The following is a 19116-nucleotide window of genomic DNA, read 5'->3' on the forward strand; positions in this document are numbered from 1 at the left end:
TGCCAGCCAGCATCCCCACCCAACCGCCCCGCGCACAACGCATACCATTGCGGGCGGATTACCCCGTCAGGAGATCGCCATGAGTCAAGACATCATCAAGTGCAAGGCCGCCGTTGCCTGGGCTGCCGGTCAGCCGCTGTCCATCGAGGAAGTGGAAGTGGCCCCGCCCAAGGCGGGTGAAGTACGGGTGAAGCTGGTGGCCACGGCGTGTGCCATACCGATGCCTACACCCTGTCCGGGGCCGACCCGGAAGGCATTTTCCCCTGCATCCTGGGCCATGAAGGCGGCGGCATTGTGGAGTCGGTGGGCGAAGGCGTCACCAGCGTGGCGGTGGGCGACCATGTGATTCCGCTGTACACGCCGGAATGTGGCGAATGCAAGTTCTGCAAGTCCGGCAAGACCAATCTGTGCCAGAAAATCCGCGCCACCCAGGGCAAGGGCCTGATGCCGGACGGCACCACGCGCTTCTCCAAGGACGGCCAGCCCATCTACCACTACATGGGCACTTCCACCTTTGCCGAATACACCGTGCTGCCGGAAATCTCGCTGGCCAAGGTAAACAAGGCCGCGCCGCTGGAAGAAGTGTGCCTGCTGGGTTGTGGCGTCACCACCGGCATGGGTGCGGTGGTGAACACTGCCAAGGTGAAGGCGGGCGATACCGTGGCCATCTTCGGCCTGGGCGGCATCGGCCTGTCGGCCATCATCGGTGCGCGCATGGCCGGGGCCAGCCGCATCATCGGCATCGACATCAACGAGAGCAAGTTCGAGCTGGCGAAAAAACTGGGGGCCACCGACTGCATCAATCCCACACTGTTCGACAAGCCGATTCAGGACGTGATTGTGGAAATGACCGACGGCGGCGTGGACTTCTCCTTCGAGTGCATCGGCAACGTCAATGTGATGCGCTCGGCGCTGGAATGCTGCCACAAGGGCTGGGGCGAGTCGGTGATCATCGGCGTGGCCGGTGCCGGTCAGGAAATCTCCACCCGTCCCTTCCAGCTGGTGACCGGCCGGGTATGGCGCGGCTCGGCCTTTGGCGGCGTGCGTGGCCGCTCCGAACTGCCCACCTATGTGGAACGCTACCTGAAGGGCGAATTCCGCCTGGACGACTTCATCACCCACACCATGCCGCTGGAAGAAGTGAACACCGCCTTCGAGCTGATGCATGAGGGCAAGAGCATTCGTTCCGTCATTCATTACGGCAAGGACTAAACGCCGTGCTGCCGGGCCGCAGCTGTTGCCGGCCCGGCTTGTTCCCGGGAGACGGAAATGAATCTGGAAAACATCAGCAGCAACCGCTGCTTCGGTGGCTGGCACAAGCAGTATCTGCACGATTCGGCGGTACTGGCCTGCCGCATGCGCTTTGCCATCTACCTGCCGCCGCAAGCGGCACAGGGCGACAAGGTGCCGGTGCTGTACTGGCTGTCCGGCCTGACCTGCACTGACGAAAACTTCATGCAGAAAGCCGGCGCGCAGCGTATTGCCGCCGAACTGGGCATTGCCATCGTGGCACCGGACACCAGTCCGCGCGGCGAGGAGGTGGCGGACGACCCCGCCTACGACCTGGGCCAGGGCGCGGGCTTTTACCTCAATGCCACCCAGGCACCGTGGAACCGCCATTACCGGATGTACGACTATGTCAGCCGCGAACTGCCGGCGCTGATCGAAGCGCACTTCCCGGTCAGCCCGCGCCGTGCCATTGCCGGTCATTCCATGGGCGGGCACGGTGCGCTGGTCTGCGCACTCAAGCGACCGCAGGATTATGTATCGGTATCGGCCTTCAGCCCGATTGCCAACCCGGTGAATGTGCCGTGGGGTCAGAAGGCCTTTGCCGCCTATCTGGGTGAAGACCGTCAGCAATGGCTGGAGTGGGATGCCTGCCATTTGCTGGGCCAGGTACCGCAGATACCGCCGCTGCGGGTGGATATCGGCCTGGCCGATGCCTTTCTGGAAAACCAGCTGAAGCCGGATGCACTGGAAGCAGCCGCCCGCAGCGCCGGCCATGCCTTGCAGTTGCACCGCCATCAGGGCTACGACCACAGCTATTACTTCATCGCCAGCCTGATCGAAGCACAGCTGCGCTTTCACGCAGAACATCTGCTGGGCTGAATCGCAGTCCAGCCCAGAGGATGTCAGCAGCCATCCAGATAGCGCAGTCGGGCCTCCTGTCCGGCTGCGCCGGGCAGATAACGCAGACGTAAATCCTGTACCGCGTCCATGCCGATGCGGTCTATTTGCAGATCACGGCGCAAGCCGCGCCGGGGGTCCATCAGCCGCGCATAAGCCTGCCCGGCTGCCTGGCGGCCCAGTCCGGCAATATTCTGCTGCAACAGGGTGGTGGCGGCATCGGCCTGCTGCCCACACCAGTCCAGTGCGGCACGGTAGGCCGCCAGAAATCCCGCCAGCTGGGCCGGATGGCTGTCTGCCCAGTGCTGGTGCACGGCGCCCACCGTGCCTTGATAATGCGGCAGGATGTCTGCCGTCTGCGCCAATACCCGACAGCCTTGCGCTACCGCCATCAGCTCATACGGCGTACGTAACAGCGAGGCCTGGCACCGCCCCGCCAGCAAGGCCTGGTAGCGCTCTTCGGTACTGCCAAGCGAAGCAATGGTCACCTCGCCACGGCTGAGGCCGGCCTGCTCCAGCAAGGCATACAGCACCAGGGCAAAACCGGTGTCGGGTGCATCCACCCCGATAATGCGCTGGCCAAGTCCGGCCATACTGGAGATTCCCGGAGCGGCGACCAGACTGAGCAGGCCGTCATCCCCGCCCATGAACATCACGGCATCGGGTTCGCCCGGTACCGGCAGCTCGGCCCGGTTCTGCTGGTAAGCAATAATATTGTCCGCACTCAACAGCACCACCGGGTAACGGCCATCCAGAAAGCCTGCAATGATCTGGCGAGAACTGGCGGTGTATTCCAGCGTGATGGCCAGTCCGTTGGCCGCAAAAAAACCCTGCTGCTGTGCTGCCCACAAGGGCAGATTCCAACCACCATCAAACACGCATACCGTCAGCGCCTGCATGCCGGCTGCAAGCTGATCCTGCTGGTTTCGCATGGTGAAAACCTTTCATGGAAATGGCCGCTACCCCAGCGGGCAGCGGCCTTGTACTTGCCGAAAGAAGCAGCGCCGCTTACAGGCGGGCAGCCACCTGACTGCCGCGTGCGGTCATCAGGCTGACCAGGACAAAGCTGAGCAGGGCCACGACCAGGCTCTGGTAGATGGGCAGGTTGGAATCCAGCCCATAACTCAGCATCGCCAGAATGGCCGTACCACAGCCCAGCACCATGCTGACAATCGCCCCGGCAGTGGTGGCACGCGGCCAGAATATCGCGCCCAGCAAGGGCACCAGCATGCCTGCCACCAGCAGGTTGTAAGCCAGGGTCAAGGCGGTGAGCACGTCATGCACCACCATGGCCAGCAGCAGCACCACGCCCCCCACCAGCAAGGTCAGAATGCGGTTTAGCCACAAGCCACCCCGGTCGCTGACGATCAGGTCTTCGCTCAGCGTGGTGGAGGCGGCCAGCAAGGCGGCACTGGCCGTGGACATCATGGCCGCCAGCGCGGCGGCAATCACCAGACCGCGGATGCCATCAGGCAGGCCGTCCTTCACCATGGCGGCGAAGGCATTGGCCGGGACGGCCAGGTCCGGCAGCAATACCTTGGTAGCCATACCGATGGCCGCACACACCAGCCCGTACACAATGCAGTACAGCCCGGCAACGGTGCCGGCATAGCGCGCCACGCCGTCACTGCGCGCGGTAAACACCCGCTGCCAGATATCCTGGCCAATCAGGATGCCGAAGAAGTAAATGACAAAATAGGTGAGGATGGTGTCGCCACCAATGCTGGTAAAGCTGAAATAGGAAGCGGGCAGCTTGGCCTGCAATTGCTCCCAGCCACCCACGCGGTGCAGGCAGATCGGCAGCAGGATGAACATCAGCCCGATGGTCTTGATCAGGAACTGCACGATGTCGGTCAGGGTCAGCGACCACATACCGCCGATGGTCGAGTACACCACCACCACGCCACCGCCGATCACGACCGCCAGCCAGAACGGCAGGGTGAACAGCACCTGCATCACCGTGGCAATGGCCAGCACCGAAGTGACACAGAGCATGACGGCATACAGCAGCATCACCAGCGCGCTGGTCCGCCGTGCCACGGTGTTGTAGCGGCGCTCCAGGATCTGGGTGACGGTAAACACCTTCAGTTTCAGCAGGGGTTTGGCCAGAAACAGGTTCAGCACCAGAATGCCGCAGCCCAGCGCTGCACACAGCCAGAAACCGGAAATGCCGTACACATAGCCCAGCTTTACCGTACCCACGGTGGAGGCCCCACCCAGCACCGTGGCGGCCATGGTGCCCATGTAAAAACCCGGCCCCAGATTACGCCCGGCTACCAGGAATTCTTCCCGGCTGGTGGCGCGGCGCATGCCCAGCCAGCCCAGCAATAACATGCTGGCGATATAAACGAACACGACAAAGATATCGAGTCCCATGGTTGCTCTCCTTCAATCTGCCCTAGTGGCAATGTATTGGCGGTTCAAACGGAATGTATTGGGCTGCTCTGCGGCAGCCTGATGGCGGTCTAGCGCCGGAAAGTGACGCCGGGCAGCACGCACAGCATCTCGAACAAGAGATTGGCTCCCAGCAAGGCGGTATTGCCGGTGGTGTCGTAAGGAGGGGAGACTTCAACCAGATCACAGCCCACCAGATTCAGGCCGTGACAGCCACGCACGATTTCCAGCGCCTGGACCGAAGTCAGTCCGGCCACTTCCGGCGTACCGGTGCCGGGTGCAAAAGCCGGGTCGATGCCGTCGATGTCAAAACTCAGGTATACCGGCCCGCCACCCAGTTGCTGGCGCACTTCCTGCATCAGCGGTTGCAAGGAACGGTTCCAGCACTCTTCCGCCGGTACCACGCGAAAACCCTGACGGCGTGCCCAGTCGAAATCCTCGGCCGCATAGCCGCTGCCACGCAGGCCGATCTGTACCACGCGTCCTTGCGCCAGCAGTCCTTCTTCCTGCGCACGGCGGAAGGTGGTGCCGTGGGCAATCTTTTCGCCAAACATTTCGTCGTTGATGTCGGCATGGGCATCGACATGAATCAGCCCCACCGGGCCATGCTTGGCCGCGATGGCGCGCAGGATGGGCAGGGTGACGGTGTGATCGCCGCCCAGGCCCAGCGGAATCACCTCATGCTGCAACAACTCACGGTAGCCGGCTTCGATGCGCGCCACGCTGTCCAGCAGGTTGTAGGGGTTGGTGGCGATATCACCGATATCAGCCACTTGCAGGGTGTCGAAGGGCGCGGCACCGGTGCCCATGTTGTAGGGACGCAGCAGGACCGATTCATTACGGATTTCACGCGGGCCAAAACGGGTGCCGCTACGGTTGGAGGTGCCGATGTCCAGCGGCAGGCCGACAAACACGGCATCCAGCCCGGCGGCAGTGTCGGCCTTGGGCAGGCGCATCATGGTGGCAATGCCGCCAAACCGTGGCATGGCATTGCCACCCAAGGGCTGATTGTATTCAGTGATAGGCATGCTGACTCCTGAAACTGAGGTTGAGGGAAGCTCAGTCTATTCAGGCGGCAACTTGGGAAAAATCACCGTATTCCACTGTTTACATTGATAAATCTGAATGTGTGTAATGACAGGCCTGACTCACCGCCAGTACCTGGGGAAAACCATGCTCAATACCCTGTCCAGCCTTGATTTACGCCTTATCAGGGTTTTTCGTGCCGTTGTCGATGCTGGTGGCATTTCAGCTGCCCAGTCCACCCTTAACGTCAGCCAGTCCACCATCAGCAACCAGCTGGCCGCGCTTGAAACCCGGCTGGGTTATCGCCTGTGCGAGCGTGGCGCGCCGGCTTTGCCCTTACCGCCAAGGGTAGCCAGCTGCTCAATGCCAGCCGTCATCTGCTGGATGCCGCCGAGGCTTTCTGCGTGGAAGCACGCCAGCTGGAGCGCAAACTGGTAGGACAGTTGCGCATAGGCGTGGTGGGGCACACCACCATGCGCGCCCATGCCCGCCTGTCGGAAACCATTCGCCGCTTCCGTCAACGCGAAGAGTCGGTCGAGCTGATGTTATCCATGCTGCCGCCCGGCACACTGGAAGAAGCACTGATCAACGGCGACATCCATCTGGGCATCGGCTATTTCTGGCACCGCGCGCCCAGCCTGCAATACCTGCCCCTGTTTACCGAACACCAGCTGGCTTATTGCGGCCAGGAGCACCCGTTGTTCTTGCAGGCGGGGAATATATCGGTGGAAGAAGCCGCCCGGCATGACTGGGCGTGGCGCAGCTATCCGCTGCCAGACATCCCGCTACCGGTGGAAAACTGGCGCGTCACCGCGCGCGCCGACAATATGGAAGCCATGGCCGTGCTGATTCTGTCCGGCCATCACCTCGGTTTTCTGCCGGAGCACTTCGCCCGCCCCATGGTGGAACAGGGCATGCTGCGGGCACTCAATGCGGCGCAGCTGTGTTACCACCCCACTTTTCACCTGGTGACACGGCAAAACGCCAGGCAAAGCGAGGTGGTCCGCGCCTTCACCCAGGATTTGCTGGCGGCACACCAGTTACCTGCCAGCTAAACACTTTGGCCCGACTACTGGCCGTATCAGGGCGCCAGTCGCACCCGTTGCCAGCTGGCATCGGCTTGCAGCAGGTAGACCACGCGGTCGTGCAGTCGGCTGGGGCGGCCCTGCCAGAACTCCACCCGGTCGGGAATCACCGCATAACCACCCCAGTGCGGCGGGCGCGGTACATGCAGCGGATGCTTGACGCCAAACATGGCGGCACGGCTTACCAGCACGTTCTTGGAGCTGATCTCGGTGCTCTGTTCGCTGGCCCAGGCACCCAGCCGGCTGGTATAGGGACGGCTGGCAAAATAAGCGTCAGACACTTCCGGTGCCACTTGCTGCACCCGGCCTTCCACGCGCACCTGGCGTTCCAGTTCTGGCCAGAAAAAGGTAATGGAAACAAAGGGATTGTCCGCCAGCTGCTGACCCTTGCGGCTGAGATAGTTGGTGTAGAACACCAGCTGGCCGTTTTCCACGCCCTTGAGCAGCACGATGCGTGCAGTGGGGCGGCCATCGGCACCGACTGTCGCCACGTTCATCGCAGTGGGTTCGTGGACCTGCGCGGTCATAGCCTCGTTCAGCCATACTTCGAACTGTGCGATGGCATCGGGCAGGCAGTCGTCCGGGGACAGTTCTTTCTTCGAATAATCCTGGCGGATATCGGCAAGATTCAGCGACATATCGCTCTCCTGTTTCAGTATGCCGCCATGTTAAGACAGAAGACGACCCGGCGGGTAGCCATCCACACCGTGGAAGAATGTGCGCCGCTGCGTGGCATTTGCACCGCAAAGCCCCGGAATTGGGGACGTTGACGATTAACTTAGGCTAGAATATGGCCTTTCCCCTGCAGCCCTGTTCCGCCCATGCATCTGGTTGCCTTTGGCCTGAATCACCACACAGCTCCGCTATCGGTGCGCGAGAAGCTTGCCTTCCCGGCCGAGGTGCTGCCCAACGCACTGGAAAGCCTGGTCGGCTCGCAGGCGGCACGTGAGGCGGCCATTGTTTCCACCTGCAACCGCACGGAAATCTACTGCAACAGCAATAATCCGGAGCAGGCCTTGCAATGGCTGTCGCAATACCATGGCCTGCCGGTGGAAGAACTGCGCCCCTACCTGTACCAGCTGGATGCCAGCAGCGCGGCACGCCATGCTTTCCGCGTGGCCTCGGGCCTGGATTCCATGGTGCTGGGTGAAACCCAGATCCTGGGCCAGCTGAAAGATGCAGTACGGACGGCAGAAAATGTCGGCACGCTGGGTTCGCTGCTCAACGGCCTGTTCCAGCGTACCTTTGCCGTGGCCAAGGAAGTACGCAGCAGCACGGCGGTGGGTTCCAGTTCGGTATCCATGTCCGCTGCAGCGGTGAAGCTGGCCGAGCAGATCTTCCCCACCATTGGCGAACTGAACATCCTGTTCATCGGCGCCGGGGAGATGATCGAACTGGTGGCCACCCACTTTGCCGCCCGCGAACCCTCCTGTATCACCATTGCCAACCGCACACTGGAGCGGGGGCAGAAACTGGCCGAGCAGTTTGGTGGCAATGCCATCACCCTGTCCGAGCTGCCCGACGTGTTGCACCGCTACGATGTGGTGGTCACCTCCACCGCCAGCCAGCTGCCCTTGGTGGGCAAGGGCCTGGTGGAGCGCGCGCTCAAGGCACGCCGCCACCGCCCCATCTTCATGCTGGACCTGGCGGTGCCGCGCGATATCGAAATCGAAGTCGGCAAGCTGAATGATGTCTACCTGTACACGGTGGACGACATTGCCAGCATCGTGGAAGTCGGCAAGGAAGCCCGCCAGAGCGCGGCGGAAGAAGCCGAATCCATCATCCAGGCCCGCGTGGCCGAATTCAACGACTGGCTGAAGAAGCGCGAAACCGTACCGCTGATCCGCGCCCTGCGCGATGAAGCCGAGCGCACGCGCCGCCATGCGCTGGAGGCTGCACTCAAGCAGCTGGCCAAGGGCACGGAACCGGAAAAGGTGCTGGAAAGCCTGTCGTTGCAACTCACTAACAAACTGATGCACCCGCCCACCCAGGCCTTGTCCTCGGGCAGCGGCGCGGAGCATGCGGCCGTGGTGGAAACCATCGCCCGCCTGTACCGCTTACACCCGGAGTCGTAATGAAACCGTCGATTGCGACAAAACTGTCGCAGTTGGCCGATCGTCTGGAAGAAGTCACCCATCTTCTGGCCAGCGAATCGGCCACTGCCGATATGGATCAGTTCCGCAAACTGACCCGTGAACACGCCGAGCTGACCCCGGTCGTGGAAACCTTCCAGCAATACCAGCAGTGCGAAAACGATATCGCCACCGCAGGTGAAATGCTGTCCGATCCGGACATGAAGGAATTTGCCCAGCTGGAAATCGACGAAGGTCGGGACAAGCTGGCCGCGCTGGAGCTGGAGCTGCAAAAACTGCTGCTGCCCAAAGACCCCAACGACGAAAAGAACATCTTTCTGGAAATCCGCGCCGGCACCGGCGGCGACGAAGCCGCATTGTTTGCTGCCGACCTGCTGCGCATGTACACCCGTTTTGCCGAACGCAACCGCTGGCAGGTGGAAATCGTCTCTGCCAGCGAGTCGGACCTGGGCGGCTACAAGGAAGCCATTGTCCGCATCATCGGCTTCGGTGCTTACTCCAAGCTGAAATTCGAATCCGGCGGTCACCGCGTGCAGCGCGTTCCCGCCACCGAAACCCAGGGCCGCATCCATACCTCGGCCTGCACCGTGGCAGTGATGGCCGAAGCGGACGAACTGGTGGATGTGGTGCTGAACCCGGCCGACCTGCGCATCGACACCTTCCGCGCCAGCGGTGCCGGTGGCCAGCACATCAACAAGACCGACTCCGCAGTCCGTATCACCCACCTGCCCACCGGCATTGTGGCGGAGTGTCAGGATGGCCGTTCGCAGCATGCCAACAAGGCCAGCGCCATGCAGGTACTGGCAGCGCGCATCAATGACATCCAGCGCCGCGAGCAGCAGCAGAAGGAAGCAGCTGAGCGCAAGAGCCTGATCGGCTCCGGCGACCGCTCCGAGCGCATCCGCACCTACAACTATCCGCAAGGCCGCATTACCGACCACCGTATCAATCTGACGCTGTACAAGCTGGATTACGTGATGGATGGTGATCTGGTCGAACTGACCGACGCGCTGATTGCCGAACAGCAAACCGAGCTGCTGGCTGCACTGGGCGACTGACACCCGGAATTGCCCATCATGCGGTTTGCCCCAGCCGGCACATCGTTGTACACTCGGAACCCGAAAAAGCAGCCCCCTGGCAACAGGGAGCACAGGGCATTGCCCCCGGTGCTTTTTCTCCGAATCTTGAGGCCACGCAAGTGGCCTTTTTTCTTGCCCGCTTGCCAGCCGTACCAAATGGCAGACAAAAAAAATCGGCCGGGTCACAGAGGCAGGACCCGACCGTTCCCAACGTGGAGATGGTGGAAAGCGTGATTACCGACAAGCTGGCTGCTTGCCGCAGAAAAACCGACCGTGCGCCTGATGACGGTGTCCGGGCATATCAGCCATGCAAACAACACATCAGTCGCACAAACAAGCCGGGATGGCCGACTTGCTGAAATAAAATGCTTCAGGTGAAACAAGCTGCACTTTGCCCTGACAGATCAACGGGCTAGCTACAAGGATAACCAGCCCCTGCTCGCCTGACAAAGCAGTTATAATCATGCCAGCCATGAATAAACAGCATGAATCCGATGAAACTGCCTCCCTTAAATGCCTTGCGGGTCTTTGTTGCCGCCGCCGAACACCTGTCCTTTACCCGCGCAGCCAACGCCCTGCACCTGACGCAGGGTGCCGTGAGCCGGCACGTGCAAACCCTGGAGGAGTTTTATGGCACCAGTCTGTTCATCCGCCAGGCACGCGGCCTGGCGCTGACCGCCGAGGGTGAAGCCCTGGTCAAGCCGGCGCGTGACGCCTTCCAGCTGCTGCACGAGGCCAGCGAAATGCTGCGCCTGCGCCAAAGCGGGCTGCGGGTGCGCATACCGCCCACCCCGGCCATGCGCTGGGTGCTGCCCAACCTGCCGGACTTCCAGACCCGCTATCCGGAATACACCCTGCACCTGATTACCCAGCTGATTCACGACAAGCCGTTCAACCGCGCCGAATACGACCTGGCCATCATCGGCATGCCGCGTCCCGAGGTGTATACCGACATGCGCATCGAGTGCATCTGCCGCGAAAAGCTGGTGCCGGTCTGCTCGCCTTCCTTGCTGGTAGGGCCGCATCCGCTGCGACCCCGGAGGATTTGCAATACCACACCCTGCTGCATCCCTGGCGGGATCAGGATGTATGGGATCGCTGGCTGAAACTGGCCGGGGTGAGCAATATCAACCCGGAGAGCGGCGTGACCTTTGATGCGCTGGAATATGCGTTGCATGCGGCGGCGGCAGGCATGGGCGTGACACTGGCGCAGGTTTCAATGGTGAACGATGACATCCAGCGCGGACGGCTGGTGATTCCGTTTGATACCGTGCTGGAAACCGAGTGGGCGTATTACCTGATGTACTCACACGAGATGGCCCAGCAACCCAAGATCCGCGCTTTCCGCGACTGGCTGATTGCCACGCTGGAACGCAGCGAGGCCATCAGCCGCAGCATGTAGCACGGTTCAGACGCTGGCGGTGTCCTGCTGTTGCAGCCAGCTGTCAAATGCGGCCAGCGCCTGCTCCAGCACAGGCACCAGCCCGATGGCCGACGCTGCCTGCCCCGTCTTGGCGGCCTTCTCCACTGCCTCGGCCGCATTCCCCATGTCATTGGCCCCCACCATGCGGCTGGCACCCTTGATACGGTGCGCCGCCCACGCCAGCTGGTCGGCATTGGCTGCGTTCACGGCCTGGCGCAAGACGTCCATGTCTTCCTGATTGGCCTGGGCAAAGTCATGCAGTATTTCCAGCTCTACCGCCATGTCACCATCGCTGTAGACCTCCAGTACAGACCGGTCCACCGGGCAGCTGGTACTGGCAGAAGACATTGCATTGCTGGGTTCCATCACGCTCTCCGCTGCGTTGTGCAGCCATTTTTTCAGCATGGCTGACAGAATGTTGATGGCCAGTGGCTTGGTCAGGAAATCATCCATCCCGGCCGCGCTGGTCTTGTTGAGTTCTTCCTGCCCGGCATTGGCAGTGCAGGCAATGATGGGCAGCCGGCCGCGCTCCGGATGCTCGGCCTCGTAGGCACGGATCAGCCGCGCCAGTTCATAACCATCGGTCACCGGCATGTGGCAGTCGGTCAGCAGCAGGCTGTAACGCCCCGCCTGCCACATGGCGTAGGCCTGGGCACCATCTTCCGCACATTCGGCGGTATAGCCCAGCTTTTCCAGCTGGCGCAAGGTGAGTTTGCGGTTGGTGGGATTGTCCTCGGCAAACAGGATGGGCAGGTACTGGCCATGCGCGCCGTCCTCGGTTTCCGGTGCGGCGGCGTGGGTGGTGCGGGTGGCATCGTCATCCAGCTCGCCGGCAGCCAGCTCCTGGCTATCGACGATATTGGCCACCAACAGCAAGGACGCACGCGTCCCCTGGCCCGGCTGGCTGTCGAGTTCCACATGACCACCCATCAGCCCGGCCAGACGCCGGCAGATGGCCAGACCCAGCCCGGTTCCGCCAAAGCGGCGACTGGTATCGGATTCGGCCTGGGTAAAGGGTTCGAACAGCCGGGCCAGGTTGTCCGGCGAAATGCCTATCCCGGTGTCGATGATGTCAAAGCGCAGGGTCTGGGCGGAAAACTCCTGCTCCAGCACTTCCACGTGCAGGGTGATGCCGCCGTTGGCAGTGAACTTGACGGCATTGCTGACGAAGTTCTGCAGGATCTGGCGCAGGCGCAAGGGATCGAGCAATAGTGCTGGTGCCAGGCGTTCATCCACTTCCAGCTTCAATTGCAGGCCCTTGGCCGCCGCGGTTTCGGCATACAGCGTGCGCACCTGTTCCAGCAGCGGTTTGACCGCGGTGGGAGTGAGCACCACTTCCAGCTTGTCCGCTTCGATCTTGGAGAAATCCAGAATGTCATCAATCAGCCGCAACAAGGTGCGGGCGGACTCCTGGATGGTGTCCACGCTGTCCTTCTGCTCCGGGTTGAGCGGGGTCATGGCCAGCAGTTCCAGCATGCCCAGCACACCATTCATCGGGGTGCGGATTTCGTGGCTCATGGTGGCCAGGAAAGAGCTCTTGGCCCGGTTGGCCGCATTGGCCTGGTCACGCGCCATGCGCAGTTCAAACTCGGCCAGCTTGCTCTCGGTAATGTCCAGACAGGCCAGGATGGTGCCTTCATTCGGCCGATCCGGAAACAGCAGCATGCCTTCAAACAACACCCAGATAGGGCGGCCATCGGCATTGATGCACTCCAGCTCGCAGCGCAGCTTGCTCTGGTACTGCACCATATTGTTGAGCTGGCTGGTCAGGTCGAACCAGCTTTGGTCGGACGCCAGCAGCTCCATCAGGTGCATGCCGGGCAGGCTGCTGCCGCCACGGCCAAAAATGTCCTCTGCCATGCGGTTGGCACGCACGATCTGCATTTGCTCGTTCAGCCGCAACAAGCCAATGGGTGAGGCGGAATAGATGGCCTCTTCTTCCTGCAGCACCGAACGCAACTGCGATTCGGACAACTTGCGCCGGTCTTCTTCATCAAAGAAGCCCAGAATGTTGGCATAGGCACCCACCAAGGGCTGAATGCCCTTGCCCAGCAGGACAAGATCCGGCTTCAGCAGGCAAATCAGGGCCGATACATCGTCATCCATGGACACCGGCAGGGTAATCCAGGGCGGCATTTCGGCCAGGCGCTGCAATAGCCAGGTCAGGGGTTCTGGCTCGTGCGCTACGGTTTCCAGTGGTGGCAGGGTGTCTGGCCAGTTACCGGCCTGCAGATGAATCTCGAAACGGTCGTCCGGAAATTCGGCCAGCACCAGCATGAACCCCTGTTCGGCGCTGCTGAAACGGATGAACTCGTCCAGCAGACGGTCCAGCACCTGCTTGCGCGGCCAACGGCTGAGCATCAGGTTTTCCACATGGGAAATGGCGGACAGCATGCTCAGGTTGTGTTCCAGCGAACGTTCGGCGATACGGCGCTGATGTTCGTCGCGCACGATCAGCATGAATTCCTTGTCGGTATCCGTGCTGCGGAACAGGCTGACCGTGATGCCGGCAAAGAAGCGCTCCTGATTAAGCTTGATACCTTCACCTTGCAGCGTCTGGCTGCCCAGTTCACTCACCCGGTGCAAGGTATCAGCCAATTCCTGCGGCAAGCTGAGCAACTGGCTGATCTGCCGCCCTTCCAGCATCTCCCGTCCGTTGTCGAACAGGCGCTGCGCACCGGCATTGGCGGACAGCACCGTACCGTGCTGGTTGATGGTCATGATGGCATCGCCAGCGGCATCCAGCATGCGCTGCAAGCGGTTCAGCGGCTTGAGCACCCGCTTGGTCATGCTGTAGAGCAGAACCAGCCCCAGGGCCAGAATGGCCAGGCCCAGCACGGCATCGTGAATCAGCTGCCGGCGATAGTCCTCAAGGGCAAGCTGGATCTGGGCGGCACTCAGCCGGTTGGTCTGTACAAACAGGTTCCAGCTTTCCTGCTGCACCTGTGCCAGCAGTTGCTGCATGTCGGATTGCATGCCGGCAATGCTCTGGTGCGCCTGCATGGCTGCCAGTTGCTGTTTGTTGAGCATGTGCAGCTGCAAGGCAACGTCAGATACACGCCGCAAGCTGGACTGCAAGGCCTGGTCCTGGGTGTGCGCCACATCAGCCCGCAGCTGTTGCAGCATCAGGTTGCTCAGGTCCAGCCGGGATTGCAGGTCACCCTCTTCGGTTTCACTCAACGGGGCATCACGCTCGCTGCGCAACAATAGGGCGGAAGCGGTGGTACGCAGGACATGACCGATATTCCAGCTGCTCTGGGCGATATCCATCATGATGTACAGGCCGGGGGGCGCATGCCATTTCATCTGCCCGTTCATGCCAATCAGCACATCGTTGATGGCATCCTGCAAATGGCGTGAAGACAGTTCCACGCCATAACCCAGCGTTTCATCCGCCCCCCAGGCAGGGCCAATCCGCATGTCGACTTCTGGCCGCAAGCTGCGAAAACTCTCCAGCTGCAATGCGACATCGGCCAGTTTGGCACGCTGCTCAGCCACAATGTCACGCTCACCTGCCGCCAGTGCCTGTTGCATCCAGCTGTCTGACTGCATGCGCAACAAGGCAAGTGCGCTGCGTTCACTCGGGTAGGGAGGGGTGTTACGGTACAGCAGGCCACGACCAAGAATGGCCTCACGCCGCAACAGATCGGCCGCGGTGTAAAACTTGCTGCTGATCTGATGTACGTCGGCCAGCTCCACCGCCTGCTGATAATGCTGCCAGGACGCCGCCAGCAAGCGGGTGACCCAGCCGATCTGGAATACCCCAAGCAAGACGACAATGGCAATGACTGCTCTGCCGATGGACAGCGTCTGGCTGGTCTTGTTGTTGATTCTGGCCATCCATCCCCCCTGCTGGCGCAAAGGCCTAGCCTTGCTGACCGGATGGTTCGGTTGCCGCAGCATCCGCAACCGGCGTTTGGTCAGACGTCTCGATTTCCAGCTGATGTACGCCGTAACGGTCGCTGAAATTACGCAATACTGCCAGTTGGTTGGCCGAGATACTTGCTCCCTGTGGCAGCAGCAAATGCCCGCTCTTGCTGCGCAGGTCTGCCGCCAGTACCGAGCCGGGCTTGGCACTGTGTATCGTCACGATTTCCCCCTGCACGGCGGGCAAATCTTCAGCGCGCGGCTCGAACAGACGACGGAACACCTTTTTGTCGTAGTCGGTTCCGGTATCAACACTGTAATAGCTGAACGGGTCCACCTCGGGCCGTGCGCGCTTCAGGGCCTGAGTGATCGCCTTTTCCACATCCGCCGGTTTTGGCGGCTTCACGACAAAGCCGTCCGCGTGCAATTTGACCGCTACCGTGACATTGCTGCGGTCGGCATGGCCAGACAGGATGATGAAGGGCAGGTTGGATGCATTGGCGGTATGGCCGCAACGCAGTTCCTTGAGCAGGTCCAGGCCGTTCATCGGCTTCATTTCCACATCGCACAGCACCAGGTCCACCATGCGCATGTCCAGCGTACGCATGGCCGTGCTGCCATCCGGCGCTTGCGAAATGTGCTCCGCACGAATTCCCATGGTTTGCAGTGACTGGCTGACCAGTGTGCGGACCAGCGACTGATCGTCCACCACCAGTATTTTCAGCTTTTCCAGCTCAATCGACATGATTCACCCCTTGCACGTCATGACATCTTCGCTGCTGGTCTATCCCTGAATGGTGCCAGCAGTCTGTTGTTGTTCCAGATAAGAGAATAGCTCGCCCATGCCCAACTGCAGGGCAATTTGCTCGCCACTGACATGACAGCCGGACAGCGCATTGATTGCGGCAAGGTCGGCTTCATTGTCCAGATGCGTGATGGTCAGTTGCGCGGTGGTCAATCCGCAGCATTGCAGCAAGGCCAGCAGGCTTTGTTGCTGGTGCGGCCACTGCTGCATCGTGGAGGCGGCAACACGCACGCCATCCAGCGGCAAGTCGAGCAGATTGCAAACGGTCAGCCCACCCTCGCCCAACTGCTCGGCAAGCAAATGGAAACCAAAGTATTTCAGTTTGGCAATATTCTCATAGCATACCGGAGAGTGATGCGCCTGCAAGCCATCGGCCAGCAGAAATCCGATTTGTCCTGGCACCAGCCCGTGCTGGCGCAACAAGGCAGCATAGCGATCGAACACGTTGTCATGCGCCAGACAGCTGACATCCAGATGCAGCAAGAACGGTATGTGTTGACGCAGCGAATGGGGAATACCAACCAGAACCTGCACCAGGCGCTCCATCACCATTTCCAGAATCAGCACCGGAAGCTGTGGGCTACTGGCCAGTTGCCGATAAAAACCGGCGTCCAGTGGCAACAGACCGCTTGGCAATTGCAAGGCAGCAACCTGCATGGCCCGGAGCTGACGCTGCTCATCATCCAGTACCGGGCGAAATTCCAGCGCCAGTGGTGCCGCAGCACAGTCATGCCACAACTGCTGCGGATCAAGCGCGGTACTGCCAGCCTGCTGCTCCATGTCGGCAAAAACCGCATTGAGCTGATGCAGGAACTGGTCAATGCTGTATGGCTTGCACAGGAAATGCACACTGGGCATGCCCTGACTGCGCGCCATGCGCACGATGGCATGCAGGATGCGACTGTCGTAGCCGGAAATAATCAGCAAGGATGCCCGGCAACCAATGGCCGTCAGGTTCTTGATGAAGTCGATCCCGCTCATGCCGGGAATGCCGATATCGGTGATGATCAGGTCGTAACTGTTTTCCGCTGCACTACGCAAGGCTTCGGCGGGGTCGCTGAATTCGTCGATAGTCGTGGCTTGCCGGCTGAAGAAGCCGGTCTGACGGGAGATCAGCTTGCGCAGGATGACCTGGTCTTCCAGGATCAATAATCTCAGGGGTGGCGGCATTGCGGACTCCTCAGGAATGCAATGTCCACCGGATTTCAAGGCCGGTAGCAATGCGGGCGTTTACGCTATTGGTATAGCAGCCCGCATCACTCCGGAGCAAGCATTACCCTGGCAATACTTGATAAAAACAGAATGAGATTAAAGTAATTACCAGGTAAATCGCACATCCTGCCTTTAGTCAGCGCGTTTCTTGTGGTGGTTCGGGCGGTGTCGCCGGGGCGGCATACCAATGTCGTGGCGGCACGATCACCGGCTGTGCCGGCTGGGCACGGAAGTGCGGGGACATGATCTGCACGCCAAACTCATTGAACACATCCTGTATATGCCCGTGCAGGGCGGTAAACAGATCGACGGGTAGTGTGTCCGGCAGGATATTTACCTGCAGCTCGTACTCGACATAAAAATCCTGCAGCTTCAGCTGACGGACCAGGATGGGCTGTCTTGCATCCACGGTCGGCGTGCGGTGCGCTGCCAGCTCCAGCATGGCCTGCACTTGCCGCCATGGCGTGTCATAGCCAATCGACACCACCGTAGTCAAGGCCAACCCGCGCCCCTGGCTTGGCCGGCTGTAATTCTCCACCTTGCCGCCCACCACCACGGCATTGGGCAGGGTGACCTCGTGCTCCTGTCGCGTCATCACCTTGGTGGACAAGGCACTCAGTTCGGTCACATACCCCTCCACATCGCCGATACGTACATAATCTCCGGCGCGCAAAGCACGGGAATACACCAGGACCAGACCACTCATTGCATGATTCATGATGCCCGCCGAGCCCAGTGTCACCAGTAAGCCGAAGAACACACTCATGCCTTTGAAGGCATCGGAATCCGCCCCCGGGAAATAAGGATAGGCAATGGTCAATGCAAACAACCACAGCACCACACCCAGCAAGCGACGTGTGGCACCCGCGGTTTCGGGATGCAGGCCGGGAAAGCGCAACTGACCACTTTCGACCATGCCGAACACCAGACCCAAGCCACGGGACAATAAACGGGTAAACAGGAATATCAGCGAGACTGTCAGCAAACCGGGAATGGCCGCGGCCGCGTTATCGAGCAATGCGCTCACCAGCGTCCACAGGAATGCACCCAAACGGCGGCTCCACGGCAAGGTATACGGAAAGCGGGCCAGCAACCAGGTCAGCCACAGATAGCTCAGGAACAGGATGCAAAGCGCGGTGGTCAGATTGATGATGCCGCCTTCGGCCCGCAACACCATACCGCGCAAGCTAACACGCGCCCGAATCCAGCCAGGGAGCTTATCCGGGTGCAAGGGCAAACGCCGCAAGGCATGACGACGCAGACGCAGCGTCAGATAGAGCAAGCCAACAAAAACGACTGTGCCCGCAATACCATAGCCAAAGGCGATGGCCAGCGCCCCGGAGGAATGCTCCTGCAAATAGTTACGCCGTAATCGATTCAGCCGTTCCACCACATTGCTGGCGGATTGTTGCAGGCTCAGGCCATCAGCCGGGTCCAGATCATCGGCGATGATATTGAACAGTGGCTTGCCGTTCACCGATATCCGGTAAGCGGTATTTGCACCGCTGCCATACGGTGTGGCCAGTACGGGAAACTCAGCATCTGCCGCTTCCAGGCCACGCATCCGCGCTTCCACACGCACCACACGTTGCGGTGCGGTCAGCTCACCCTCCTTACCCAGAAACAGATAAACCGGTTGCCCGGCCAAAACCAGGGTGCGCTGCTGCTCCCAGGCATCGGGAGACAGACGCGGCTCCGCAGCCATCAGCGGATGGCTCAGCAACAAGGTGCACAACACAAACACACGCAACAACAGGCTAGACACAATGCATCCTCCAGTCTTGGACTGGCCTTAATCATAGCGGTTTGGCGATGCCGGGTAAGGGGGGCGTGTCATCACCGGCCATGCCGATGCAATCGTGGAGACTGACTGAGCAGAGTACGGACTCGTTACCCGAGCCAGAATGCACAAAGCCCAGCTCGGTTGAGCTGGGCTTCGAAGGGGGAGTCTGGCAGTGTCCTACTTTCACATGGCGAATGCCACACTATCATCGGCGCTAAGGCG

General features: G+C 60.7%; 14 protein-coding genes and 2 pseudogenes. 8 read left to right on the forward strand and 8 right to left on the reverse strand.

The features are described 5' to 3' along the window. Positions 1–79 precede the first annotated feature (79 nt). Together AWT75_RS16305 and fghA are read left to right on the forward strand one after the other, a co-directional pair. Positions 80–1212, forward strand: a pseudogene (locus tag AWT75_RS16305) (S-(hydroxymethyl)glutathione dehydrogenase/class III alcohol dehydrogenase). Positions 1213–1275: 63 nt separating this feature from the next. Then, entirely contained in the window at positions 1276–2109 is an 834-nt protein-coding gene (fghA, locus tag AWT75_RS16310; RefSeq protein WP_193394096.1) for an S-formylglutathione hydrolase, read from the forward strand. A 23-nt stretch (positions 2110–2132) separates the two neighbouring features. Here the strand turns inward: fghA and AWT75_RS16315 are convergent, their stop codons facing one another. The 3 genes from AWT75_RS16315 to speB all read right to left on the reverse strand — a co-directional run bounded on the left by AWT75_RS16315 (position 2133) and on the right by speB (position 5549). Beyond that, positions 2133–3059 carry an ABC transporter substrate-binding protein gene (locus AWT75_RS16315; protein WP_062790528.1) on the reverse strand — a complete coding sequence of 309 codons (927 nt, stop codon included), beginning with the start codon at positions 3057–3059 and terminating at the stop codon, positions 2133–2135. A 76-nt stretch (positions 3060–3135) separates the two neighbouring features. Then, positions 3136–4503 carry a sodium:solute symporter family protein gene (locus AWT75_RS16320; protein ID WP_062790530.1) on the reverse strand — a complete coding sequence of 456 codons (1368 nt, stop codon included), beginning with the start codon at positions 4501–4503 and terminating at the stop codon, positions 3136–3138. Between the two features lie 89 nt (positions 4504–4592). After that, positions 4593–5549, reverse strand: a complete 957-nt coding sequence (gene speB / locus AWT75_RS16325) for an agmatinase (RefSeq protein WP_062790532.1) — start codon at positions 5547–5549, stop codon at positions 4593–4595. Positions 5550–5694: 145 nt separating this feature from the next. On the opposite strand from speB, the pseudogene AWT75_RS23880 reads away from it, so the two are divergent. Both AWT75_RS23880 and AWT75_RS16330 read left to right on the forward strand, forming a co-directional pair. After that, positions 5695–5808: pseudogene (locus tag AWT75_RS23880) on the forward strand (LysR family transcriptional regulator); the annotation flags it as partial. Between the two features lie 47 nt (positions 5809–5855). Further along, positions 5856–6602: a LysR family transcriptional regulator gene (locus AWT75_RS16330; protein ID WP_204377081.1), complete on the forward strand. Its 747-nt coding sequence runs from the start codon at positions 5856–5858 to the stop codon at positions 6600–6602. A gap of 26 nt (positions 6603–6628) precedes the next feature. On the opposite strand, the gene pdxH is transcribed toward AWT75_RS16330, so the two are convergent. After that, positions 6629–7270: a pyridoxamine 5'-phosphate oxidase gene (gene pdxH, locus AWT75_RS16335; protein WP_062790534.1), complete on the reverse strand. Its 642-nt coding sequence runs from the start codon at positions 7268–7270 to the stop codon at positions 6629–6631. A gap of 183 nt (positions 7271–7453) precedes the next feature. Between pdxH and hemA the strand changes: the two genes are divergently transcribed. The 4 genes from hemA (at position 7454) to AWT75_RS23590 (ending at position 11206) form a co-directional block, all read left to right on the forward strand. Continuing rightward, positions 7454–8707, forward strand: coding sequence for a glutamyl-tRNA reductase (hemA, locus tag AWT75_RS16340; RefSeq protein ID WP_045848435.1), 1254 nt, complete (start codon positions 7454–7456; stop codon positions 8705–8707). After that, on the forward strand, positions 8707–9783 hold the full coding sequence (prfA, locus tag AWT75_RS16345) for a peptide chain release factor 1 (RefSeq protein ID WP_045848436.1): 1077 nt from the start codon (positions 8707–8709) through the stop codon (positions 9781–9783). The genes hemA and prfA overlap by 1 nt, the downstream gene beginning before the upstream one ends. A 515-nt stretch (positions 9784–10298) precedes the next feature. Further along, positions 10299–10910: a LysR family transcriptional regulator gene (locus tag AWT75_RS16350; protein WP_062790536.1), complete on the forward strand. Its 612-nt coding sequence runs from the start codon at positions 10299–10301 to the stop codon at positions 10908–10910. Then, complete coding sequence (locus AWT75_RS23590; RefSeq protein ID WP_161937768.1) at positions 10850–11206, forward strand: LysR substrate-binding domain-containing protein; 357 nt, start codon at positions 10850–10852, stop codon at positions 11204–11206. The genes AWT75_RS16350 and AWT75_RS23590 overlap by 61 nt, the downstream gene beginning before the upstream one ends. Before the next feature lie 6 nt (positions 11207–11212). Here the strand turns inward: AWT75_RS23590 and AWT75_RS16360 are convergent, their stop codons facing one another. From AWT75_RS16360 to AWT75_RS16375, 4 genes are all read right to left on the reverse strand, one after another. Beyond that, positions 11213–15067, reverse strand: coding sequence for an ATP-binding protein (locus AWT75_RS16360; RefSeq protein WP_062790540.1), 3855 nt, complete (start codon positions 15065–15067; stop codon positions 11213–11215). Between the two features lie 25 nt (positions 15068–15092). After that, positions 15093–15839: a response regulator gene (locus AWT75_RS16365; RefSeq protein ID WP_062790542.1), complete on the reverse strand. Its 747-nt coding sequence runs from the start codon at positions 15837–15839 to the stop codon at positions 15093–15095. A gap of 39 nt (positions 15840–15878) precedes the next feature. Next, on the reverse strand, positions 15879–17069 hold the full coding sequence (locus AWT75_RS16370) for a response regulator (RefSeq protein ID WP_082696164.1): 1191 nt from the start codon (positions 17067–17069) through the stop codon (positions 15879–15881). Positions 17070–17247: 178 nt separating this feature from the next. Beyond that, positions 17248–18876 carry a mechanosensitive ion channel family protein gene (locus AWT75_RS16375; RefSeq protein WP_197077268.1) on the reverse strand — a complete coding sequence of 543 codons (1629 nt, stop codon included), beginning with the start codon at positions 18874–18876 and terminating at the stop codon, positions 17248–17250. Positions 18877–19116 lie beyond the last annotated feature (240 nt).

It is taken from the genome of Aquitalea pelogenes (genome assembly GCF_001515305.1).
Lineage (GTDB): Bacteria > Pseudomonadota > Gammaproteobacteria > Burkholderiales > Chromobacteriaceae > Aquitalea > Aquitalea pelogenes.

Excerpts from the sequence above, each read along its gene's own strand:
- AWT75_RS16315 (WP_062790528.1), bottom strand. The coding sequence starts at position 3,059 with ATGCGAAACCAGCAGGATCAGCTTGCAGCCGGCATGCAGGCGCTGACG.
- AWT75_RS16320 (WP_062790530.1), bottom strand. The coding sequence starts at position 4,503 with ATGGGACTCGATATCTTTGTCGTGTTCGTTTATATCGCCAGCATGTTA.
- speB (WP_062790532.1), bottom strand. The coding sequence starts at position 5,549 with ATGCCTATCACTGAATACAATCAGCCCTTGGGTGGCAATGCCATGCCA.
- pdxH (WP_062790534.1), bottom strand. The coding sequence starts at position 7,270 with ATGTCGCTGAATCTTGCCGATATCCGCCAGGATTATTCGAAGAAAGAA.
- hemA (WP_045848435.1), top strand. The coding sequence starts at position 7,454 with ATGCATCTGGTTGCCTTTGGCCTGAATCACCACACAGCTCCGCTATCG.
- prfA (WP_045848436.1), top strand. The coding sequence starts at position 8,707 with ATGAAACCGTCGATTGCGACAAAACTGTCGCAGTTGGCCGATCGTCTG.
- AWT75_RS16350 (WP_062790536.1), top strand. The coding sequence starts at position 10,299 with ATGAAACTGCCTCCCTTAAATGCCTTGCGGGTCTTTGTTGCCGCCGCC.
- AWT75_RS16360 (WP_062790540.1), bottom strand. The coding sequence starts at position 15,067 with ATGGCCAGAATCAACAACAAGACCAGCCAGACGCTGTCCATCGGCAGA.
- AWT75_RS16365 (WP_062790542.1), bottom strand. The coding sequence starts at position 15,839 with ATGTCGATTGAGCTGGAAAAGCTGAAAATACTGGTGGTGGACGATCAG.
- AWT75_RS16370 (WP_082696164.1), bottom strand. The coding sequence starts at position 17,069 with ATGCCGCCACCCCTGAGATTATTGATCCTGGAAGACCAGGTCATCCTG.